Here is a 20,995-nt window from a genome sequence, read left to right as displayed (position 1 = left end):
CCTCGATGACAGGCGGCAGGGCAGCAGTGGCCCGGCGACAGGCTCGGCTTTCATGAGATAGTCCTCATGCTGTTTGGACGATACTGCCAATGGCTGGCCGATGCATCTTTTCTCGTGTGGCTGCCTGTCCGAGGCTATTTCCACGGCGTGTAGCGATAGCTGTCCGGGTCCGAGGGGTCAGGCTTGTCCGACTCGGTGAGTGCCACGAGGGTGTTGCCGTCATCATCTTCTTCCACTTTCGTGACGGTGACGGGGAAGTTGGGTGACAGGGCGTCCAGTGCCGGCCAGTCCCCTTTCTGTATCGTGTTGCCCGTTTGCGGCGTGCTACTGGCACTGACCTTGATCGGGTCGCCGCTGACGGTTTGCCCGTTCTTCAGGTGCGTCGTGAGAGTGAAATGAACGTTCGCCATGTCATCCTTCCTATCAAGTGGTACTGATGGGGTCATGACTAGAACATGGTTCGTCCCATGGGAGAATTCAATCTTTTCCGGAGCGTCACGGGTCGCGAGTCACGCGCTTGCGCGACGAATGACAAGAAATGTTCATATCGGGCTTTTCTTTTTGAGATCAATGCGGTACATTACGTCTCGTCTTGAGGGGGAAGCCTTTCAAGGACGAAGTCGGGACGTGGCGCAGCTTGGTAGCGCGCTGCAATGGGGTTGCAGAGGTCGCAGGTTCGAATCCTGTCGTCCCGACCAGAATTGAAGGGGTTCAGAAGACTTTCATTCGCTTGAAAGCCTCTGAATTCCGAACGATGATCCCTATATGATCCCAGTTCATTCGGTCATCGTTGCAAAGAAGCCAGCTCATTGAGCTGGCTTCTTTGCGTTCTTTCAGAGCGCTGGCAGCGCTCATGGTCTGTTGTCCTTTCTCGAGCGCTATCCTTCTGCTCTCGTCCTCTCGTCCTGCCGTTCTACTTTATCGTCATGATTTCGTCCTTGCTCGCTTGCTGACGATCTTTCGCTCGACCCTTTGGTGGTTCAAGGGGCTATCGGTTCGCGGGCATGGATGCCGGTCTCCAGGTTCTTTGGTCTCCAGGTTCTGTGGTCTCCAGGTTCTTTGGTCTCCAGGTTCTGTGGTTTCCAGGTTCTGTGGTTTCCTGGTGCAATGGCTGGCTGTCAGTGAACTCGTGACAGTGCTTCTCGCTTGTCTTCTATTAGCGATTACGGTACTGGTGGGTCGAGACCCCCCACCCAGGAAAAGATCATGTCCAGAGACGCTACCCTCGGCCGAGCTATCGCATTGCCATTGATTGCCATGGGGCTGAGTGCCTTGGCATCTTCCGTGTCCGCGGCCTCTCCAGAACTCGTGAGTGGTTGTCAGGACAAGGCAGATTCGATCAAGCAGGAGCTGGAGGATGCCAATGCGCAGGGAAATGCCCATGAGGTGGAAGGCTTGAAGAAAGCGCTCGCGGCTGTGGAAAATGGCTGTGATGAATCCACCTTGCACAAGGAAAGAGAGCAGAAGATCCGCGAAAGGGAGGAGGAGGTCGGGGAGCGTCGACAGGAGCTGGAAGACGCCTTGTCGGATGGTGACAAGGACAAGATAGAGAAGAAAGAGAAGAAATTGACGGAAGCCCAGAAAGCGCTGAGCGAGGCGAGAGGTGAATTGGCTGTCGATGGAAGTCTTTGATCGTTGTCATAAGAGAGACATAAGAGAGACACGAGCCGGTTTGACGTCCTCGTCCGCCAGTGTCCCGACCAGAGTCCAGATAGAGGCCAGCCGAGAGTTCGGTTGGCCTCTTCTTTTGTCGCGGGATGAAAGGACATGAGCATCTGATACGGTGAGCGAGAGTGAGCCAGGGCTTGCATCCGGTCGTGTTATATCATTTCAAAATATTGATATTGCTGAGTTATTGCGCTTATTGATCAAGATCAAGAAAGGCTCGATCTGCGAGGCCGGGTCATGCTCGCATGGCTTTCTTGATGCTGTGAGTATTATATTTCTAGTATATACTGGCTTGCCTTCAAGGGAGGTGAGAATGAAAACGGTTAACATTTACATGGAGAGTCGGTTCAACCCGGAGCGTTCCATCCTCAAGGAAAGTCTGGGGGATGGCTACGTGGCAAGGACCTGTGCGGCGCAAGCCCCCAACTTCCTGTTCGAGGTGCATCAGGGACAGGACTTCGTGCTGGGGATAGAGGTCGCGGGGGCACGCAGTGCCGAATTCCTGTCGATCATCACGGAGGATTACGTCTATCAGCATCCCAGCATCGAGCCGAAGACGCTGGCGGAGTATCTCAAGAGTCGTGCGCAGCACCCGATCCGACGCAGGAAGCGTCAGGTCGAGGTATCCCCAGTGGCGTACTCTGGCTGAGAGTGCGTGCCTCAGACGTGCACATGGGAATTGCGGTACAGGCAGGATGACTCGATGCCGGGGCAGCGGTATCGAGGCGGGGCTGACACAGCCGTTCCGGCTCAGGCAGAGCGCCTGCGCCAATGTCTTGCAGCCTGCACCAGTGTCGCGCAGATCACGCATGACACCAGCGGCAGGGCCACGTCCAGGCTGGAGTCCCAGTTCCAGTGGTACAGCAGGCCATGATCCCAGGCCACTGCCTTGGGGCCACCCCCCTTGTACTCGTGCTGGGCAATTTCCCGGCCCAGAAAGATGGCGACCGCAATGGCGCCAGACGACCACAGCGTGAAGACTGGCCAGAGCATCAGCTGGATGATCACGGCGATGACGGCGTGCTCGAGAGCGCTTGTCCAGATGTCCGCCGTCAACATGTCTCAACTCCCTCCAGAATGACTCTGCCATATCGTGCAGACGCCCAGCGTCAGCAGTGCATCGAATCGCGCGTGGCGATCAATCACGCGTAACCCAGCACTCGTTGCAGTCGTGCGGCGTTGTCGGCGACCCATTGGGCATTGATTGGCCCCCAGTCCCGAATCACGTAGTGACCGATGTTGTGACGTTGACCTTCCGCATGCTGGAATTCACAGACAATCTCGAGTTCGGCAAGTGCCGAGATGGTGTCCTGGGCGGTGCGCCTCGGCATGCCGGTGGCCTCGATGATGTCCGGCACGCTGGCGATCTCGTGGGCGATGAGATGCGCCACGAACAGGCGACGATAGAAGCTGGTCTGGGTCTTGCTGAGAACGGTGTCGGACATGCAGGCTCCGCTGTCGAGGAAATCATGAAAGGCGATAAGGAGCGGCGGGGGCGATCGCCCGCCCGCCGGGAGGTCAGTGACTGAGCGTGTAGTCGATGGTGGTGACGACCCTGACCTGCTTGATATCGGGGGTATAGCTGTCGAGATCCGAGATCGAGAAGTAGCCCTGGCTTGCATGCTTGATATGCCCCACCTGGCTGCCGGAATCCTCGGCGAACTGTTGCGCGGCACGCCGTGCATCCGCGGTGGCTGCCGCGATCATCTCCGGCTTGAGAGCGGCAAGCCCCGTGAACAGGAATTCGGTGCGGTAGGCATAGTCCGCCGACAGCAGAATGCCGTCACGCACCAGCTCGCCGGTACGGGAAGCGCTCTGCTTGACGAGATCCACCTCGGGCGAGCGCACCAGTACCGTGGCCTCGGCGCGGTAGCGCTCGTCAGGGCGCTGGGCGTTGTAGCTATTGGCATGCAGGTCGGTTACCTGCGGTGACGTCACGCTGATCTGCTCGGACGGGAAGCCGCGAGCGGTGAGAAAGTCCCGAATCTTGCGTTCATCATCAGCCAGCGCCTCGTGCAGGTCGGACAGGTGGTTGGCATTGACGCTGAAATGCAGTGGCCAGAGAGCCAGGTCTGCCTTGACGTCGCGCTCCGCCAGGCCCTTGACCGTCACCACCCGGTTGGACGCCTCCCAGACCTGTGCCGCTTCCTTGAGATAGCTGCCACTCCAGACCATCCCCACGGCCAGCAGGCCGCCCAATACCAGTGAGCTTGCGAGAGTGCGCATGTCACATCTTCCTTGAGAGGTGGAAGGCCCGCTGCAGAGCCTGTCTGATCAAGCCCCGAGCCTGCCGATCAGCGCTGAGTGTGTCGATCCGCCATGGGCGCCGGATCAGTCCTGAACCTTGCCGCGCATCGCCTTGATCTTGCCCTTGCGAGTCTTGCTGTCGACCCGCCGCCGTTTGGCGCCCTTGCTGGGGCGAGTGGCGCGGCGTGCCTTCTGTACCTTGACGGCATCGAGGATCAGCGCCTTGAGGCGTGCCAGAGCATCTTCCTTGTTGAGTTCAAGGGTACGGTGGCTCTGGGCCTTGATGATGATGATGCCGTCCTTGCTGATGCGTTGATCCGACAGCTGCATCAGGCGTTCCTTGTAGAACGAGGGCAGGGTGGAGCGTTGCACGTCAAACCGCAGGTGGACGGCTGACGCCACCTTGTTGACGTTCTGGCCGCCATTGCCCTGAGCACGTATCTGGGTGAGGTCGATTTCCCAATCCGCCAGTGTCACCGAACTGGAGATGGTCAACATGGCATATCTCCTTGTCGTGGGGAGCCGCATCGAATCTGTCGCGGCCGTGGGGTCATGTTACCGCAATCAACGTCGGGCTTCAGAATCGCCCGAGAGTCAGCCGGCAGAGTCAGCCGAGAGGGGAATATCCTCGTCTGGCACAATCAGGTTGCGAAGATATCACGGCAGGCGACACTCACTCCGCCTTCTCGGGCATGTATCTGGTACGCTGTTGCGTAGTGAGGCAGGAGTCGCTGACCGCCGGGCGGCTGATAGCCGGCCTCTGGATCCACGTGAGTCTTTCTCGTGTCAAGCGCTCTTCTCGAGCGTGCTTCCCAGTCCCCGCGACGCCAAGGCATCGGGTCGTGGCCCTCGAGACGTTCCTCCGTAGGTCATGGACATGCGGGATGTCTGGCCTCAGTTCAACCTCTTGCGCAGCGTTCACTCATGGATATTCCGCATCAACGCCTCGTCTATTTTCAGGTCACCATTGAAGCGGGGTCGATCCGGCAGGCCGCCGCTCGTCTGGATATCGCGCCGTCAGCGGTCAGTCGCCAGATCGGATTGCTGGAAGAGGCGATGGCCGCCACGCTCATCGAGCGAACCCGTGATGGCGTACAGCCGACACGAGTGGGCGAGATGCTGCTGGACTACATTCAGCAGCGCGAACAGTTGGATCAAAGCTTCGGTGAGCGTCTGGATGCCTACCAGCGGCTGGAAACCGGCGAGATTCGCCTGATCATCGGCGAAGGCTTCGTGGGCGATCTCGTCAACATCCCCCTGCGCGCCTTCCGATCGCAGTACCCGGGGATCACCCTCAAGGTCAATACCGGCAGCATGCAGAGCATCATCGACCGTGTGGTCGAGGATGAGGCGGATATCGGCCTGATGTACCACGAACGCGTGCACCCTCAATTGCGCTTCTGGCATTCAAGCCCACAACCGTTGGTGGCGATGATGTCCCCGGAGCATCCGCTGGCGGCGGTGAACCATGCGCTGACCCTGGAAGAGGTGGCGGCGCATCCCATGGCGTTGTGGGGCCCCACCCATGGAGTGCGTCAGCTGATGGATGACGGCTTTCGTGACGCGGGCGTACGTCCCCACATGGTGATGCAGACCAATTCCATGGAAGTGCTCAAGCAGGCCGCACGCTCGGAGCTGTGCATCACGCTGCTGCCGGCCTTCGCGGCTGCGCGCGAGCTGGAGGAGGGCGTATTGATCGCTCGTGATGTGGAATGCAGCGCCTTTCGCCAGGCACGCGCCCACATCATCACGCGGATCGGACGGCGCATGCCACGGGCCAGTCTGCAACTTCTGCGCCACCTGGAGCGCTGGATCACGGCCTTCAGTGGCCCCCGTCAGGAGTAGGCCTGTCGGGGGGCGAAGACAAGACGCGTCAGCCCACGATGGGGGTGGGCTCAGGCTTTTTCGGCAGGCGGCCGGGAGCCATCCGTCACCCTGCCCGGCGCCGAGGCATCGCGACCTGATGAGCGAGGCGCCCCGGCGTCGGTCGGCGTGCTCGGGGCGTCGGTGGCAGGTGATGAGGTGTGACGCAGTTGAGCGGGAATATCACTGAGCCAGCGATCACACAGATGATGGATGTCATCTTCATCCGCCGGGCACAGTTCGGGGGGTTGCCAGCGATCGAAGACCGCCTTCATCAGCCCGGAAGGCAGCTTGAGAGTGGTCACGTAGCTGCGCGCCAGGCGCAGATCGCGGCGCAGGGCACCGGTGGAGATACCGGAATCATAATCTCCCGGCAGCACCCAGCGCGGGAAATTCACCTCGCTGACGGCGCTGCGGCCGGCCCCCAGATTGATGGCATCGATGCAGGCGTGAGGCCGCACCCCGGCGCGATAGGCCATCGCGATCGCCTCTGCCGTGGTGATGAGATGGGCGGCGTGGAGATAGTCATTGGCCAGCACGGCCGCATGCCCACAGCCGGCATCCCCGACGTGCAGGTGCCGGGTAGCGATGGCCTCGAGCAGGGGCGTCATGCGTTGCACGGTGGCGTCATCACCGCCGACCAGCAGCGTGAGATGGCCTTCGCTCTCATCGCGAGGGTCGCGACTGGAAGCCGCTTCCAGCCAGTGATGGCCAGCCAGCCGGGTCTGCATGGCCAGTTCGCGGCTGATGTTCACATCGCCCCGGCAGAGATCGACGATGACACTGCCCGGCGGTGCCAGTCGCAGCAGGCCTTCCTTGCCGGTCAGTACCTTCTGCACCTGTTGGGAGGTTGCCAGCGCCAGCAGGTAGACCTCGCTGGTGAATCGCTCACGCGGCCGTGCATGCGTATCGAACCACCGCTCGGCCTCGCTCTGCTCATGAGGCGCGTGGCAGCGTTGCTCCACCGTGGCGGTCGCAGCGCCCGCCGTCTCGGCCGTCACCTGGTCCGTCACCTTGTCTGCCACTTCGCCCGCCACCTCAAACCCTGCCCTTGAGAGCGCCGTCCGGCTCCGTGCGCCAATGGCTTCCCTGCCGATCACGCTGATTTTCATGTCGCTCCTTCCTCACCAGAGTCATGACACTGTGTAGATTGCGATGGTCCTTGATCAAGTTCAACGCCGCGCCTGGCGACGTCATCCGCATCGCGCTTGCCGCCAAGGGCATGTGGCCATCAATCGCGCGTCAGCAACTCGCGCACCAGTGACGTCCAATAGCTGACCCCGATGGGGGTGGCAGCGTCGTTGAAGTCGTAGTTGGGGTTGTGCAGTGAGGCGCTGTCCTCGCCGTTGCCCAGCCAGATATAGGCGCCGGGGCACTCCTGCAGCAGATAGGCGAAGTCTTCCGAGGCCATGGAGGGCGGCAGATCGCGATGGACCTTCTGGATGCCGGGCAGTTGTGCCAGGACATTGGCGCAGCGTTCGGCGTGTCCCGGAGTATTGAGGGTCGCCGGGTAGCGTGGCTGATAGTCGAACTCGACCTTGAGGCCATGGAAGGTCGCCATGGCATCGACGGCATCATGGAAGCGCTGCTGCAGGTGCGCCCGCAGTGCCGGGTCGAAACAGCGCAGCGTGCCACGCAGCTCGACCACTTCCGGCATCACGTTGAAGGCATCGCCGGCATGGAACTGGGTGATGCTGAGAATCGCGGTCTTGTGGGCCGGGGTCTCGCGGCTGATCAGCCCCTGAAGCTGGGTCACCAGCTGGCAGGCCGCCAGGATGGTGTCCTTGCCCAGATGCGGCATGGCCGCATGACAGCCATGACCGCTCAAGGTCAGGGTGAAGACATCGAAGGCCGCCATCACCGCCTCGTCATGCACGGCGGCTTCGCCCAGCGCCAGTCCCGGCCAGTTGTGCAGGCCGTAGATGGCCTCCATCGGGAACTGCTCGAACAGGCCATCCTCGACCATGCGGCGTCCGCCGCCTTCGTTTTCCTCGGCGGGCTGGAACACGAACACCACGCGCCCGGCGAAGTCCGGATCACGCGCGAGCGTACAGGCCGCGCCCAGCAGCATGGTGGTATGGCCGTCGTGGCCACAGGCATGCATCTTGCCGGGTGTGTGCGAGCAATGTGAGACGGCGTTGGCCTCGGTGACATCCAGCGCGTCCATGTCGGCACGCAGACCGATGGTACGTCCCGGCCCCAGATTGCCATCCAGCACCGCCACCACGCCGGTCTCGGCAAGTCCGGTGGTGACCTCGAGACCCGCCGCACGCAGGATCTCGGCGACACGCGCCGAGGTGCGGTGCTCCTCGAAGGCCGTCTCGGGATGTTGATGAAACTCATGGCGCCAGCTGCGCAGCAGTGCCTCGTCGATGTTCTCGGGTAGTTGCATGCTGAATTCCTGTGGAAACCGGCACCCTGGAGTGCCGGCTTGAATGTGTTGAGAGGGGGGGAGCAACGTGCGAAGCCCGTGTGATCAGAGCAGTGCCTGCGCCACGACCGCCGAGCCGATATAGGTGCCAGTGAAGACCAGCAGCGAGATGATCACCAGCTTCCAGCCAGCCTGGCGGAACATGCTGAACTCGCGCTTGCTCAGCGCCAGACCCGCGTAGCCGAGTACCGGCGTGACGATGGCAAGGAAGTTGACGAAGCTCAGCTGCTCGGTGATCCAGCCGCTGCCCGGGAACCATGGCAGTGTCATCAGGATGCTGACCAGCGACACCCAGGCGATGGCCGGCAGATAGAAGGGCATCAGGCGAGCGACGCCAAGGCCAAGCATGGTCATCACGTAGAGGATCAGCATGCCGGGGGCGGCGTCGATCAGGCTGGCACCGTTGATGGTGTTGACCACCCCGCCGACCACACAGACGGCCGCGACGACCATGGCTGTCTTGCCCAGCTGGTTCTCCGGGCGATCTTCGGCCAGCGCCTCGGAGGCCAGCGTGGCTTCCTCGTCATTCATGGCGCCATTGTCGCCGGCTCGCTTGCGGCTGAAGAAGGTGAACAGACGCTCGGCGACCGGCAGGGCGATGAACAGGGACACGTAGAGGCCGGTGGCGTAGGTCAGCAGGTTGCTGGCGCCGGCAAAGGCCAGCAGCTCCTCGCCCATCTCCGGCAGGGCACCGGCGATGGCGCCGGAACATGCCGCCACCATACTGCCGCTGCCGACACCACACGCCATGGCCAGCGCACGCGGGTCGAAGATGTCCAGCGAGGTCAGGTAGCCCGCCATCAGCGCGAACCACAGGGTGCCGAACATGGTACCCACGACATAGACGCCCATCACGCCGACACCTTCCGGCCCCTTGAGGCCGTATTTGTCGGAGATGATCGCGATATTGGGTTCCCGCGCGATGGAGTAGGTCGCGCCGATCGCCTCACGGCCCATCTTGAGCACCACGACCGCGATCGGCATCGCGATCAGCATGGTGCCCAGATTGCCCAGCTCCTGCAGGATCAGCGCCGGACCTGCCGAGATCAGTTGCTCGATGGCCGGGCCGATGGTGGAGCCGAAGCGGGCGATGAACGGCATGATCGACAGCAGGATGACCGGTCCTGCCGCCGCGCTGATCACCGGCGGGATGACGCGTTTCGTGCCGCTGAACAGGTGCGGATTGCACAGCACGGCCGCAATGAAGGCATAGAACAGGGGCAACAGCAGCAGGGTGCCGGGGCCGAGGGGGAACTTGAGGATACCGATCAGTTCGGCGCCGAGAGATAGCACCACGACCAGCAGATGCAACCGCCAGTCCAGGAGTTGAGCGAGGGGCATGTGGGACTCCGCTTGTTATTGTAGTGACTGCTTGTGTAGTAACTTCTTTTGTAAGAACTGCTTGAATAGCAACGACTTGTGAGGCGCCTTCTTGTCCAGTGCGCGCTTGTGTCGTGACGACGTCTCAGACACGGGCACCGCCTCGGGGAGACCCCGAGCCTGTCGCCCTCTGGTGGAGCGATCAGCGGGTTTCAGTATTGTCACGAGCGGCGCGCTAAAGAAACATGATAGGTGTACGAATAAATAGAGCATGCTGGCGGACGGCGATGGGCAGAGAAGGCTCTCCTCATACGAGGACACCCCGCACAGGGCGGGGTGTCGGGTGGTGCAGTCGCAGCGCGACAGGGCTCAGTCGTTTGTGATCACGCGCAGCAGCTCATGGCAGGCGCCGAGGCTGTGATAGTCACACTTGGCGCCGGGCGAGCTCTTGAGATCATCGAAGCGCTGGTTGTCGGCATTCAGCAGGCGATACCAGGCGCCGTAGCGATGGTCGATGAAGTGCTGCCAGGCGTAGCCCCACAGGCGTTCATACCACTCGCCGTAGTGCGACTCGCCGGTGGCCTCGTTCAGCAGCGCTGCGGCCACCAGGCTTTCGGCCTGCACCCAGAAGTACTTCTCATCGTCGCAGATGGTGCCATCCGGCGCGAAGCCGTAGTAGAGCCCACCACGTTCGCCGTCCCAGGCCAGATCCATCGCGGTATCGAACAGACGCTTCGCGGTCGGCAGCAGCCAGTCGTCATCGCGGTGACGCTTGAGCATCAGTAGCAGCTTGGCCCATTCGGTCAGGTGGCCCGGCTGGAAGCCCCAGGGACGATAGAGGTTCTTGGGGTCGTCGCGGTTGTAGTCCCAGTCGACGTTCCAGTCGCGATCGTAATGCTCCCAGATCAGGCCATCGGCCTTGGCGGCCTGACGCTGGCAGATATTGCGGGCCAGGGTCATGGCCCGCTCCAGATAGCGTTCGTCATTCGTGGCTTCAAAGGCGGCCAGCATGGCTTCACAGGCGTGCATGTTGGCGTTCTGGCCACGGTAGTCGGACAGTGTCTGCCAGTCGGCACTGGCTTCATCGGCGTACAGACCGTGGTGCTCTGACCAGAAATGCTGCTCCATCAGGGCGTGGGTCTCGTCCAGCCAGCCGCGGGCCTCCTCGATACCAGCGCGCCAGGCCGTCGCGTAGGCCAGCATCACGAACGCCAGTCCGTAGCACTGGTTGGTATGATCCGCCTCGCCTTGCTCGCTCAGCGACCACAGGTAACCACCGGTCTGCGGATCGAGATGCACCTCGCGCAGATAATCGATGCCATGACGGGTCGCGGCCAGACACGCCTGGTCACCGGTGCGCAGATATTCCATCGCGAAGTTGAAGATCATCCGCGTGCTGCTGACCAGATGACGCGCTGCGGGTGCATACACGCTGCCGTCATCACGATACGCCTGGAAGTAGCCGCCGCGTTCCTGATCCACCGCGCGCGGCAGATAGAAGTCCATGATCGAGCGGATGTGCGTGTCCAGAAAGCCGCGACTGGCGAACGTTGCCGGCATGGGCGGTACTGCCTGGCGTGGCAGCGGTGCCTTCTGCGGCGCCTGCGCCAGTGGAGAGGCTTGTTGAGGCTGTTGCTGAGAAGTTTGTGGAGAGGCGTGCTGAGTCATCAGGAAACCTCCACGACGCCGGACGCCGCCTTGCTGGCAGTGAAGCTCTCCAGCGGGTTGAGCCAGTAGAGGTCCATCGCTGCCGTCCAGGAGAAGTCGCGACCGCCACAGCCTTCGCCGGTCACCGAATTGAAGTATTCATAGTAGCCTGCCGCCGCGATGCACTGCTGGCTGGCCTGCTTGATCCGGTCGGCCTCGCGGGACATGCCATATTTCTCACAGCCGATGGCCAGCATCCAGTTGATGTGCAGCCAGCTCGGCCCGCGCCAGTAGCGCTTGGGTTCGAAGCGGGTGCTGGCCGGGTGGGTGGAGGCGACACCGAAGGGCGCCTGTTCCAGCCAGTCCTCGAGCAGGCCGCCCATGCGCTGCGCCTGGGCACCGCTGGCGACCCCGGCGAACAGCGGCAGGATACCGGCGGTGGTGACGTGCTCCAGCAGCACGTTGGCGCGCGCATCGCGGCTCAGGAAGCAGCCCAGCTCATCGCTCCACAGCGCCTGCACGCCTTCCTCGGTGCGCGCCAGCGACTGCTTGAGGCTGTAAAGCGCCTCGCCGTGGGTGTTGACCAGGCCTAGCCCGGCGGCATCCTCTTCGCACAGCGCGATCAGGTCGCGCGTGCCACGGTGCAGGATGGAGATCAGGCTGATGTCCTCGACGCGGTACGGGCAGTCGCGATACAGCACCTCGGCGTCGTGCTCGTTCTGCTGGAAGAACTTCACCAGATAGATGTAACGATCATATTCGTACTTGTGCGGGCGCTCGGACGGATCGACCAGCCCCGTATCGCGACGCACGTATTCGGCATCGACCGGCGGCACGCCAGCCAGCGGGCCATCCCACTGGGGGCTGTTGTCCATGCCGGACTCCCAGGGGTGATAGCTGCACACGCGGCCGGTGTGCTCCGGATCACGGTCGCGGTAGAACCACAGGTGGTAGCGGATGACGCCAGGCAGGGTGGCGGCCAGTTTCTCCTCGGCAAGCCGGCGGTCACGGCCTTCCTCGAACAGCAGCTTCATGACGCTGGCCAGCACCGGCGGCTGGGAGATGGCGCTGGTCGCCGGGCTGCGCTTAACGCCCCAGACTTCCGGCCCCGGGAAGTAGGTTTCCGCATCCCCGTGGAAGACGATGTGCGGCACCATGCCGTTGTCCCACTGGCCTTCCAGCAGACGCTCGATCTCACGCCAGGCGCGTGCCTCGTCACCGGCGGCCAGCCAGCCCAGCGCGGTGATGGCGGCGTCCCAGTTCCACTGGAAGGGGTAGAGGCCACGCGTGGGGACGGTGTAGCCGCCCAGGTCATTGAGCTTGAGAACGTCGTGAGCGCTGAGCGCGTCGAGCTTGGCATTCATGTAAGTCGGCTCCGTTCGGGATGAAAGGTTTGGGCTGAAAGGTCGGGTAGAGAGAGGTCGGGGTGCCTTATGCCGACATCAGGTGGCCGCTGTGGTCGTAGAAGCGCACCTTCTCGGCCAGCGGGCGGATGTGGATGTCGCTGCCATTGCCGACATCGAGATCACTCGGCACGTTGACGCGAATCATCTCGTCGCCGAAGCGCGCGGTCAGCTGCTTGTGCGATCCCAGCAATTCCGAGACCAGCACGCGCACCGGGGCGAAGTTCTCGGTGGGCTCGAAGCGCACCTCGAAGTCCTCGGGGCGGATACCGCACTTGTGCACCTGCTGGCTCGACTGCTCGGGGCGGCTCGGGTGATTCCAGCGTGCATCTGGCGGGATGAAATTCATCGGTGGATTGCCGATGAAGCTGCCGACGAATTCGGTCGCCGGGTAGTGGTAGATCTCGGACGGCGGCGCGTACTGCTCGATCTGGCCCCCCTTCATGACCGCGATGCGGTCGGCCAGGCTCATGGCCTCGACCTGATCATGGGTCACGTAGATGGTGGTGGTGTCGGAGGCGGCGAGGATGGTCTTGAGCTCGGCGCGCATCTCCAGGCGCAGCAGCGCATCCAGATTCGAGAGCGGCTCATCCATCAGCAGCACTTCCGGTTCCATCGCTAGGGCACGCGCGACCGCGACCCGCTGACGCTGACCGCCGGAGAGCTGGCCGGAGTAGTGATCCAGACGGTCCTCGATGTGCATCAGCTCGGCGGTTTCCTTCACCTTGCGCTGGATGTGCGCTTCGCTGTCCTTGCGCACGCGCAGGCCGAAGGCGATGTTCTCCGCCACCGTCATGTGCGGGAAGACGGCGTAGTTCTGGAACACCATCGCGATGCGGCGATCCCGCGGTGCCAGTGAGGTGATCTCACGCTCGCCGATGCGGATCGAGCCGCTGCTCTCGTACTCCAGCCCCGCGATGATGCGCAGCAGGGTGGACTTGCCGCAGCCGGACGGGCCGAGCAGCACGGTGAATTCCTTGTCACGGATCTCGAGATCGATGGACTTGAGGATTTCCTGCTTGCCGAACTGCTTGCGTACGGCACTGATCTGGATGGCTGACATGGTCGGACTCCTTGTAATCGTGAGCGACGGCGCTGGATGGACAGGTGACCGCCGTCGTCATGCATTGGCCGGTTGAAGGGCCGTACGCTAGCGGTTGGAAATGCCCCACATGCTGAACAGGTACTTGCGGATCGCGAACAGGAACAGCAGCGCCGGGACGACCAGGATCAGACCGCCGGCGTATTTGATCTCGGCGGGCGACTCGGAAAGGCTCTGGACCAGAAAGGCCGTCAGGGTGCGGTTCTCGACGGTGAGAATCGCCGAGGCGAACACCTCGTTCCACGAGATCACGAAGGCGAATACCGCAGAGGCGGTGATGCCCGGCGCGGCCAGCGGCAGCACCACGCGGCGGAAGGCCTGCCAACGATTGCACCCCATCAGCCAGGCGGCTTCCTCGAGTTCCACCGGAATGCCCATGAACAGGCTCGAGGTGATCAGCACCGCGAAGGGCAGTGCCAGGGTGGCGTGGACTATCGCCAGCCCCAGGATGGAGTCATCGATGCCCACCTGGATGAAGATGACGGCCAGCGGCAGCGCCAGCAGCGGCATCGGGAAGGCCCGCGACAGGATGATGATCAGACGAAAGGCGTTCATGCCCGGAAACACGAAGCGGGCCAGCGCATACCCGGCGGGAGCGCCGAGCACGATGGCGATCACCATCGTGAAGGCGGCTGCCAGCAGCGAGTTGCCCAGCGCACTGATCACGCCCTGGTAGTGCCAGAAGAAGTCGAGGGTCTCGAAGCTCAGCGCTGGGGTCAGGGTCTTGGGCCAGCCGCTGATCTGTTCCGGGGTGCTGACACTGTTGAGCATCAGCAGGGCGATGGGCACCAGCACCCACAGCACCAGGATCGCGACACCGGCACGGAACAGCCATTTCCAGGCCATGTCATGACGGCGTGGCTTGTGTGCGCTCTGCGCCTGCGCCGGGGCCTGGGAATCGGAACGAGAAGACACGGGAGCCGGCATGATGGCCTCGGATGTCGTGGATTTCATCAGCGTGCCTCCTTCGGAACGTTGAGGAACTTGAGGTAGCAGCCGGTGATGACCACCGAGATCAGCATGATCAACACCGCGTAGGCGGAGGCGGCGCCGGTCTGCTGATAGAGGAACTGCCAGTCGAAGGTCTCGCTCATCAGTACCGGCATGTCGCTGCCGCCCAACATCATCACCACCGCGAAGACTTCCAGTGCCAGCAGGGTGCGCAGGATCAGTGCCGACTGGATGCTCGGGCGCAGCATCGGCAGGGTGATCTTCCACAGGCGCTGCCAGTAGCTGGCGCCGAACACCTGACCGGCCTCGTCATATTCCTTGGGGATCAGCCCCATGCCCGACACCAGGATCACCAGCACGATGGCGGTGCCGCGCCAGATTTCCGCGACCACCACCGCCAGGAACAGCGCGAAGGCGTTCTGATAGTTGAGCCACGAGGTTGGCGCGTCGATCACGCTGACCGCGCTCAAGAAGCTGTTGAGAAACCCGAACTGCTCCAGGATCGCCAGCCAGATGATGCCGGCGGCCAGATCGGAGATGCCCAGCGGGATGGTCCAGATGTAGAGGATGCTGTCGCGCCCCTTGTTCATCTTTGTGACCATCAGCGCCATGCCGATGGCCAGCACCAGCTGGACCGGCACCACGACACCGGTGAGCAGCAGGGTGTTCTTGAGCGAGGGCCAGAAATTGAAGTCCTGATAGATGCGCGTGAAGTTGGCGAGACTCACGCCGCCGTCAGGCTGGGTGAAGGCCTGGGCGAAGATCTCCAGAAAGGGGTAGAGGAAGAAGGCGCCCATGAACAGCAGGCTGGGGGCGATCAGGTAATAAGGTAGCCAGCGATCGTGCTTCATCTTTGCTCACCTTTGACGTTGTTGTGATGGCGTGTCGGAAGGGTTTCGTGGCACCGGGTCGGCATGACAGGGGTTGGCGTACCGTCATGGCGACCCGTCGAGGGGTGCCGTTGCTGCTGCTTGTGTTGCAAGTGTTGCGAGTGTTGCGTTCTGTCGGTGCTGTCGAGCGACGGCTCGAGTAAGCGAATTACTTGACCGGGCAGGGGCCGTCGCTGGGCGTGTCCGGCAGCCAGCAGCCTGCGCCTGATTTGTTGATCAGCGTCTGCAGGCGCGGCGCGAGAATATCCAGCGTCTCCTCAATGTCGGCGTCGCGCAGCACGATCTGCACGAAGGCATCGCGGTAGATCTTGTTGAACAGGCCCGCCTGTTGCCCCAGGCCACTGGGCAGCAGGGACAGCACGGCATCCTCGGCGGAAGACTGTGTCGCCACCGCCTTGCCGGACATGCGAATGCTGGCGGGCAGATCATCGGGCAATTCAGCGGTGACCACGGGGAAGAAGTTGGTGGCGCGCAGAGTGCGAATCTGGGCCTCGGGCGTCATCAGATAGCGGATCAGCTTGCGACTGGCTGCGGGGTCGGAGGCATTGGCCGGCATCGCCAGCCCTGCCACCACCGGCATGTATCCGCGACCGCTGGGGCCTGCCGGCGCCGGGAAGGCCACGAAGTCATCGGGACGCTTGTTGAAGGCATCCTTGAGGCGCGCGGTGTGATCGAACGCCACCCATACCTCACCATTGAGCAGCGGTTCCTGCATGAAGCCGTAGGCGGTGGAGCGTGGATTGGTCACCGCCCAGATCTCGCGGAACTTCTGCCACATGGCTACGGCATCGGCGCTGCGGAACTCGCGCACCACCGAATGGGTGAAGGAGGGATAGAGATAGCCTTCCAGGAAGCGGTGGATCAGCCCCTTGCGACCGGCCGGGAAGCCCAGCTTGGGCTGGCCGGTGGCGGTCTCGAGATTGCGCCCCCAGGCCAGCAGCTCGTCATAGCTCAGTGCATCGAGATCCGCGCCTTCGGGCAGGTAGGGCAGCGCCTTGCGATTGGCCGCCATGATGTAGGTGGCCTGCATCCAGGGGATGTAGCGCTGCTGCTCGCCGCCCAGCTTGCCCAGCGTCAGGTATTGCTCGCTGATGCCCTTGTCCTTGAGCGTGCTTGCCAGCGTATCCAGTGGCGCGAGAATGCCGGGCGTCAGCGAGCCCAGCTCGCCATGCAGGCCGCCGAGCAGGTCCAGCGCGCCTTCGGGACTCGACTTCTCCGCCTCCAGTCGTGACAGGAAGGTACCGGTTTCCTGCGGCATGTAATCGATGGACTCGGCGTAGGGTGCCAGGGCGATCTCGCGCATCTGCTGGGCTTCTTCCAGCGGCCTTGCCTGGGTGCTGAAGAAGGTGAGGTCAGCGAGGGCGGAGGTGCTGCCCAACAGTGCCATCACGGCGAGGGCGGTCGGCATCTTGCGCATGGGTGTCTCCCGGGGCGGGTAGTGGGATGAAGAGGCAGCGTTCACGGGCGGCGCGTCAGCCAGTGGTATCGCGCAGCAGAAGCTCGTAATCGAAACAGCGGTGGCGTGGCACACCCTCTCGCGGGGCCAGTACCAGCTCGATCAGCGCTTGGCTTACGGTCTCGAAGGAGATGTCCAGCGTGCTCAGGCTGGGCTGCTGGTACATCAGCGGTGGCAGGTTGTCCGCCCCGATGATGGCGATATCCCGGCCGGGCGCCCGCCCGCTCTCGCTGACGGCTTCCATCACCCCGTAGGCGAAGATGTCGCTGGCACACACGAAGGCGGTGGGGGCATCGGCACTCGCCAGCACCTCTCTGGCGATCTGATAGGCGCTGGCGTAACCGTGGGGGCAATGGCGCGAGCTGGGGGCGAGGCTGGCCTCGCGCATGGCCTGCAGATAGCCGGTCTCACGCTCCACCGCGGTATAGAGATCGCTGAAGAAGTTGAGGAACAGGATGTTGCGATGTCCCTGCTGGATCAGATGGCGAGTGGCGCGCAGGAAACCATCGGCGGCATTGATGTCGACCCAGTCGTGCTCGTCGGCGCGGCCGGTGCGACCGTGGGTGATGAAGGGGACACCGCTGTCGAGCAGGAAATCGACGCGCGGGTCCTGAATGCAGGTACGCGCCACCACGAAGGAGTCCACCTTGCCGCCATCGATGAAACGCTTGTAGGTCTCCAGCTCGTCGCGGTCTTCCGGCACCGTGGTGACGATGAGGTCGTGCTCCGGTGCGGCATCGTGCAGTGCCTGCCCCAGCGCCACCAGCAGGCGGGTGTTGAACTGGTCACGAAAGTCGCCCTGGGCGCCGTTCATGATGTAGCCCACCGAGGAGGTGCGGCCGGTCTTCAGGCGGCGTGCGCTCTGGTTGGGTTGATAGCCCACGTCGTTGGCGAAGGCCTGGACTCGTTCACGCGTCGCTACGCTGACATCCTCGAACCCCCCCAGGGCGCGAGAGACGGTGGTCACCGAGAGCCCCAGTTCAGTGGCGAGATATTTCAGCGTGATCTTCGGTGGCATGGTGCAAGCCTCTGGCAAGGTGTCTGGGCGTGAAATCGCTGGAAAGCATCTTCCGAAACGTTTCGGATGGATCATTTCACTAAATTTGGCGCCCCCGCAATGCTTTCGATACCAAAGGATATGTCGGTAATGATTCGTAATTTTCAGACGTTGCGCCTGCCTGTTACGTTGGCGCTGATGACACGCTGATTGAACGTTTCACGGCATCGTGAACCGGGCAGTGAACCGGGCAGTGAAGAGGGCACTCAAGGGGGCTGAAGAGGGTACTGAAGAAGATACTGACGAGGGAGCTGAAGAGGGCAATCAAGACGGCAGCAACGAGAACGCCCCGCAGAGCGGGGCGTCGTGGGGATGGCATGTGTCAGCCGAGAGGCGGGCCGTCGCGGGTCAGCGGCTCTGGGGTTCGAGCGCTGCGGCCTGTTCGCGTCGGGTGGGACGAACCAGGCGGCCCTGCAGTTCCTCAAGCGAGACACCCTTGGTCTCGGGCATGAAGAACAGTACGAAGATCAGCTGCAGCAGCATCATGAAGGCGAAGAAGGCGAATACCGGCCCACCGCTGAACTGGCTGAGGATGGTGGGCATCAGCAGCGCGATCAGGGCCGCGAAGATCCAGTGTACGGAGCTGCCGAAGGACTGGCCCATGGCACGGACCTTGTTGGGGAAGATCTCGGAGATGAATACCCAGATCACCGTGCCCTGACTCATGGCGTGCGCCGCGATGAACACGCCCAGCAGGATCGGCACGCCATAGCCGCCCATGGCGGAGAAGTCCTCGAGATGGAAGGCCCAGGCGATCAGGCACAGCGACAGCAGATAGCCGGCCGAGCCGATCAGGATCAGGGTGCGGCGGCCCAGCTTGTCGATCAGTGACATCCCCAGCATGGTGAAGACCAGATTGATGACCCCGATTCCGGCCGTCGAGAGCAGGGCGGCGCTCGATTCCAACTGCGCCTCGGCCAGAATGCGCGGCGCGTAGTAGATGATGAAGTTGATGCCGGACAGCTGATTGAAGGCCGCGATCAGGAAGGCGAACAGGATCGGCAGGCGATAGCGCCAGGCGAACAGACGGGTGTGCTGCTTGGCACTTTCCTCGCTTTCGGTGCCACGGATGATGGCGATTTCCTCGGCGATGTCGGCCTTGGGATTGATCTGTCGGATGATCTCGGCGGCGGCCGCCTCGTCATTGCGCTTGAGGATCAACCAGCGCGGGCTGCGCGGTACCTTGCAGATCATCAGCAGATAGAGCGCGGCCGGCACGGCTTCCACCCCCAGCATCCAGCGCCAGTTCTCGCCGTCCATGAAGCCGATGAAGTAGTTGGAGACGAAGGCGATCACGATCCCGAACACCACGTTGAACTGGTAGAGCCCGACCAGCGCGCCCCGGCGCTCGCGGGGGGCGATCTCGGAGATGTAGATGGGCGCTGCCACGGAGGACGCGCCGACACCCAGACCCCCCAGCAGGCGGAAGAACGAGAACAGGTAGGGGTCGGTGGCCAGCGCCGAGCCCAGCGCCGAGACCAGATAGAGGATCCCGATCCCGATCAGGGTCGCGCGGCGGCCGAAGTGATCTGTCGGCCAGTTGCCGAAGATGGCACCGATGACCGTGCCCCACAGTGCCATCGACATGATGACCAGGCCGTGCATGAGGTCGCTGAGACCCCACTGGCTCTGCAGAGAGGTGTCCGCACCTGAGATGACAGCGGTATCGAAGCCGAACAGGAAGCCGGCGAGAGCGACCGTGATCGACCATTGAAGAATGCGTGGCATGGCGTAGCTCATCCAATGAGGCGTGAAGGAAAGACAGCGATTCGCGGAGGTTAATCGTTCAAGAGTGTATAGGTGAATCGTGTCACCTGACAATAATAGCCTAACGTGAGCGATATCGTTTATCCGCTATACCTTAGGGTGAGAGGCGCGCCTGGCGATATCCGAGGCACCGTCACGTGCCTTTTTTGATGGCTGATATCAATAGGTTATCAATTAGGTGCTACCGTTATTCCAAATGGTTTTATCGTTATTCTATTTTTGCGTTCGCGCCCGGACAGGCGTAGGCTGAGGTCCATTCACCTTGATTGACTCAGGAGGCCGAAGGATGGCAACCCCGACACTGCAGCCCCATGTCGAGAGCTTCTTCGACGAAGACAGCAATACCTTCACGCATCTGGTGCGTGACCCGCACTCCCGGCGTTGCGCGATCATTGATCCGGTACTGGATTTCGATTACCCCGCAGCCCGCACCACCACGCAGTCGGCGGATGCCCTGCTGGCCCACATCGCGGACGAGTCGCTGGAGGTGGAATGGATTCTCGAGACCCACGTCCATGCCGACCACCTGTCGGCCGCCGCCTACCTGAAAGACAAGCTTGATTGCCAGCTGGCGATCGGGGCACGCATCCGTGAGGTGCAGGACATCTTTGCGGACATCTTCGCGGCCGAGGCGGGTTTCGCGCGTGACGGACGTCAGTTCGACCGCTTGCTGGAAGAGGGCGACAGCCTGGCCATCGGCGGGCTTGAATGCCGCGTGCTGCATACTCCGGGCCATACGCCGGCCTGCGTGAGCTATGTGATCGGTGACGCCGTCTTCGTCGGCGATACGCTGTTCATGCCCGATTACGGCACCGCGCGCTGTGACTTCCCCGGCGGTGATGCGCGCACCCTGTACCGCTCGATCCACAAGGTGCTGGCGCTGCCTGACAGCACCCGCCTGTATCTGTGTCACGACTATTCCGCCGAAGGGCGCGAGGGCTTCTGTTGTGAGACCACGGTCGGGGAGCAGCGCCAGCACAATATCCACGTGCACACCGGGATTGATGAAGCGGCCTTCGTGGCCATGCGTTCGAAGCGTGATGCCGGGCTTGGCATGCCGCGCCTGATGTTGCCGGCGGTCCAGGTCAACATGCGGGCCGGCCAGATGCCGCCTGAGGACGCCAATGATCAGGCCTATCTCAAGATTCCTCTCAATCGTTTCTGACCCTCGCCGCCTGCACAGGTAAATAAAT

21 protein-coding genes and 1 tRNA gene are annotated in these 20,995 nt (G+C 62.4%); 5 read left to right on the top strand and 17 right to left on the bottom strand.

The window, feature by feature from the left end; genetic code table 11:
- Window positions 1–134: 134 nt before the first annotated feature.
- Window positions 135–410, bottom strand: a complete 276-nt coding sequence (locus tag QD172_RS01200; protein WP_084208554.1) for a hypothetical protein — start codon at window positions 408–410, stop codon at window positions 135–137.
- Window positions 411–621: 211 nt separating this feature from the next.
- Here QD172_RS01200 and QD172_RS01195 point away from each other — a divergent pair.
- Window positions 622–698, top strand: a tRNA-Pro gene (locus QD172_RS01195).
- Window positions 699–711: 13 nt separating this feature from the next.
- Here QD172_RS01195 and QD172_RS01190 read toward each other — a convergent pair.
- On the bottom strand, window positions 712–855 hold the full coding sequence (locus tag QD172_RS01190; protein ID WP_279854627.1) for a hypothetical protein: 144 nt from the start codon (window positions 853–855) through the stop codon (window positions 712–714).
- A 291-nt stretch (window positions 856–1,146) separates the two neighbouring features.
- Between QD172_RS01190 and QD172_RS01185 the strand changes: the two genes are divergently transcribed.
- A complete protein-coding gene (locus QD172_RS01185) occupies window positions 1,147–1,632 on the top strand; it encodes a DUF1090 family protein (RefSeq protein WP_279854625.1) in 486 nt (161 codons plus the stop codon).
- 349 nt (window positions 1,633–1,981) lie between these two features.
- Complete coding sequence (locus tag QD172_RS01180; RefSeq protein WP_084208556.1) at window positions 1,982–2,317, top strand: hypothetical protein; 336 nt, start codon at window positions 1,982–1,984, stop codon at window positions 2,315–2,317.
- A 101-nt stretch (window positions 2,318–2,418) separates the two neighbouring features.
- Here QD172_RS01180 and QD172_RS01175 read toward each other — a convergent pair whose 3' ends face one another.
- The 4 genes from QD172_RS01175 to arfB form a co-directional block, all read right to left on the bottom strand.
- Window positions 2,419–2,727, bottom strand: a complete 309-nt coding sequence (locus QD172_RS01175; protein ID WP_084208557.1) for a hypothetical protein — start codon at window positions 2,725–2,727, stop codon at window positions 2,419–2,421.
- Window positions 2,728–2,810: 83 nt separating this feature from the next.
- Entirely contained in the window at window positions 2,811–3,113 is a 303-nt protein-coding gene (locus QD172_RS01170) for a winged helix-turn-helix domain-containing protein (RefSeq protein WP_077375943.1), read from the bottom strand.
- A gap of 73 nt (window positions 3,114–3,186) precedes the next feature.
- Entirely contained in the window at window positions 3,187–3,894 is a 708-nt protein-coding gene (locus tag QD172_RS01165; RefSeq protein WP_279854624.1) for an SIMPL domain-containing protein, read from the bottom strand.
- 105 nt (window positions 3,895–3,999) lie between these two features.
- Window positions 4,000–4,413 carry an alternative ribosome rescue aminoacyl-tRNA hydrolase ArfB gene (gene arfB, locus QD172_RS01160; RefSeq protein WP_077375950.1) on the bottom strand — a complete coding sequence of 138 codons (414 nt, stop codon included), beginning with the start codon at window positions 4,411–4,413 and terminating at the stop codon, window positions 4,000–4,002.
- Between the two features lie 426 nt (window positions 4,414–4,839).
- On the opposite strand from arfB, the gene QD172_RS01155 reads away from it, so the two are divergent.
- On the top strand, window positions 4,840–5,760 hold the full coding sequence (locus QD172_RS01155; protein ID WP_077375953.1) for a LysR family transcriptional regulator: 921 nt from the start codon (window positions 4,840–4,842) through the stop codon (window positions 5,758–5,760).
- Window positions 5,761–5,810: 50 nt separating this feature from the next.
- Here the strand turns inward: QD172_RS01155 and QD172_RS01150 are convergent, their stop codons facing one another.
- The 11 genes from QD172_RS01150 to QD172_RS01100 form a co-directional block, all read right to left on the bottom strand.
- Window positions 5,811–6,890, bottom strand: a complete 1,080-nt coding sequence (locus tag QD172_RS01150; protein WP_279854623.1) for an NAD-binding protein — start codon at window positions 6,888–6,890, stop codon at window positions 5,811–5,813.
- 119 nt (window positions 6,891–7,009) lie between these two features.
- A complete protein-coding gene (locus tag QD172_RS01145) occupies window positions 7,010–8,170 on the bottom strand; it encodes a M20 aminoacylase family protein (protein WP_176494011.1) in 1,161 nt (386 codons plus the stop codon).
- An 84-nt stretch (window positions 8,171–8,254) separates the two neighbouring features.
- Entirely contained in the window at window positions 8,255–9,550 is a 1,296-nt protein-coding gene (locus QD172_RS01140) for a DUF3100 domain-containing protein (RefSeq protein WP_279854622.1), read from the bottom strand.
- 348 nt (window positions 9,551–9,898) lie between these two features.
- Window positions 9,899–11,197, bottom strand: a complete 1,299-nt coding sequence (locus QD172_RS01135; RefSeq protein WP_347882019.1) for an AGE family epimerase/isomerase — start codon at window positions 11,195–11,197, stop codon at window positions 9,899–9,901.
- Window positions 11,197–12,540, bottom strand: a complete 1,344-nt coding sequence (locus tag QD172_RS01130; protein ID WP_279854621.1) for a trehalase family glycosidase — start codon at window positions 12,538–12,540, stop codon at window positions 11,197–11,199. Before QD172_RS01130 ends, QD172_RS01135 begins: the two co-directional genes overlap by 1 nt.
- A gap of 67 nt (window positions 12,541–12,607) precedes the next feature.
- Window positions 12,608–13,642, bottom strand: a complete 1,035-nt coding sequence (locus QD172_RS01125; protein WP_279854620.1) for an ABC transporter ATP-binding protein — start codon at window positions 13,640–13,642, stop codon at window positions 12,608–12,610.
- A gap of 87 nt (window positions 13,643–13,729) precedes the next feature.
- Entirely contained in the window at window positions 13,730–14,635 is a 906-nt protein-coding gene (locus QD172_RS01120; RefSeq protein ID WP_279854619.1) for a carbohydrate ABC transporter permease, read from the bottom strand.
- Window positions 14,635–15,483: a sugar ABC transporter permease gene (locus tag QD172_RS01115; protein ID WP_077375970.1), complete on the bottom strand. Its 849-nt coding sequence runs from the start codon at window positions 15,481–15,483 to the stop codon at window positions 14,635–14,637. Before QD172_RS01115 ends, QD172_RS01120 begins: the two co-directional genes overlap by 1 nt.
- A gap of 187 nt (window positions 15,484–15,670) precedes the next feature.
- Window positions 15,671–16,939, bottom strand: coding sequence for an ABC transporter substrate-binding protein (locus tag QD172_RS01110; RefSeq protein ID WP_103751427.1), 1,269 nt, complete (start codon window positions 16,937–16,939; stop codon window positions 15,671–15,673).
- Between the two features lie 55 nt (window positions 16,940–16,994).
- The gene (locus tag QD172_RS01105) at window positions 16,995–17,996 is read right to left on the bottom strand and encodes a substrate-binding domain-containing protein (protein WP_279854618.1); all 1,002 of its coding nucleotides are present in this window, start codon (window positions 17,994–17,996) and stop codon (window positions 16,995–16,997) included.
- Between the two features lie 387 nt (window positions 17,997–18,383).
- Window positions 18,384–19,856 carry a sugar porter family MFS transporter gene (locus QD172_RS01100; protein ID WP_279854617.1) on the bottom strand — a complete coding sequence of 491 codons (1,473 nt, stop codon included), beginning with the start codon at window positions 19,854–19,856 and terminating at the stop codon, window positions 18,384–18,386.
- A 232-nt stretch (window positions 19,857–20,088) separates the two neighbouring features.
- Here QD172_RS01100 and QD172_RS01095 point away from each other — a divergent pair, with 232 nt between their 5' ends.
- Window positions 20,089–20,967, top strand: coding sequence for an MBL fold metallo-hydrolase (locus tag QD172_RS01095; protein ID WP_084208568.1), 879 nt, complete (start codon window positions 20,089–20,091; stop codon window positions 20,965–20,967).
- The last annotated feature ends 28 nt before the right edge of the window (window positions 20,968–20,995 follow it).

Source organism: Cobetia sp. 10Alg 146 (assembly GCF_029846385.1).
GTDB classification, from domain to species: Bacteria; Pseudomonadota; Gammaproteobacteria; order Pseudomonadales; family Halomonadaceae; genus Cobetia; species Cobetia marina.
This window is presented reverse-complemented; position numbering and strand designations above follow the sequence as displayed.

Excerpts from the sequence above, each read along its gene's own strand:
- QD172_RS01170 (WP_077375943.1), bottom strand. The coding sequence starts at position 3,113 with ATGTCCGACACCGTTCTCAGCAAGACCCAGACCAGCTTCTATCGTCGC.
- QD172_RS01180 (WP_084208556.1), top strand. The coding sequence starts at position 1,982 with ATGAAAACGGTTAACATTTACATGGAGAGTCGGTTCAACCCGGAGCGT.
- QD172_RS01130 (WP_279854621.1), bottom strand. The coding sequence starts at position 12,540 with ATGAATGCCAAGCTCGACGCGCTCAGCGCTCACGACGTTCTCAAGCTC.
- QD172_RS01110 (WP_103751427.1), bottom strand. The coding sequence starts at position 16,939 with ATGCGCAAGATGCCGACCGCCCTCGCCGTGATGGCACTGTTGGGCAGC.
- QD172_RS01120 (WP_279854619.1), bottom strand. The coding sequence starts at position 14,635 with ATGAAATCCACGACATCCGAGGCCATCATGCCGGCTCCCGTGTCTTCT.
- QD172_RS01190 (WP_279854627.1), bottom strand. The coding sequence starts at position 855 with ATGAGCGCTGCCAGCGCTCTGAAAGAACGCAAAGAAGCCAGCTCAATG.
- QD172_RS01175 (WP_084208557.1), bottom strand. The coding sequence starts at position 2,727 with ATGTTGACGGCGGACATCTGGACAAGCGCTCTCGAGCACGCCGTCATC.
- QD172_RS01200 (WP_084208554.1), bottom strand. The coding sequence starts at position 410 with ATGGCGAACGTTCATTTCACTCTCACGACGCACCTGAAGAACGGGCAA.
- QD172_RS01105 (WP_279854618.1), bottom strand. The coding sequence starts at position 17,996 with ATGCCACCGAAGATCACGCTGAAATATCTCGCCACTGAACTGGGGCTC.
- QD172_RS01165 (WP_279854624.1), bottom strand. The coding sequence starts at position 3,894 with ATGCGCACTCTCGCAAGCTCACTGGTATTGGGCGGCCTGCTGGCCGTG.
- QD172_RS01145 (WP_176494011.1), bottom strand. The coding sequence starts at position 8,170 with ATGCAACTACCCGAGAACATCGACGAGGCACTGCTGCGCAGCTGGCGC.
- QD172_RS01150 (WP_279854623.1), bottom strand. The coding sequence starts at position 6,890 with ATGAAAATCAGCGTGATCGGCAGGGAAGCCATTGGCGCACGGAGCCGG.
- QD172_RS01115 (WP_077375970.1), bottom strand. The coding sequence starts at position 15,483 with ATGAAGCACGATCGCTGGCTACCTTATTACCTGATCGCCCCCAGCCTG.
- QD172_RS01140 (WP_279854622.1), bottom strand. The coding sequence starts at position 9,550 with ATGCCCCTCGCTCAACTCCTGGACTGGCGGTTGCATCTGCTGGTCGTG.
- QD172_RS01135 (WP_347882019.1), bottom strand. The coding sequence starts at position 11,197 with ATGACTCAGCACGCCTCTCCACAAACTTCTCAGCAACAGCCTCAACAA.
- arfB (WP_077375950.1), bottom strand. The coding sequence starts at position 4,413 with ATGTTGACCATCTCCAGTTCGGTGACACTGGCGGATTGGGAAATCGAC.
- QD172_RS01095 (WP_084208568.1), top strand. The coding sequence starts at position 20,089 with ATGGCAACCCCGACACTGCAGCCCCATGTCGAGAGCTTCTTCGACGAA.
- QD172_RS01155 (WP_077375953.1), top strand. The coding sequence starts at position 4,840 with ATGGATATTCCGCATCAACGCCTCGTCTATTTTCAGGTCACCATTGAA.
- QD172_RS01125 (WP_279854620.1), bottom strand. The coding sequence starts at position 13,642 with ATGTCAGCCATCCAGATCAGTGCCGTACGCAAGCAGTTCGGCAAGCAG.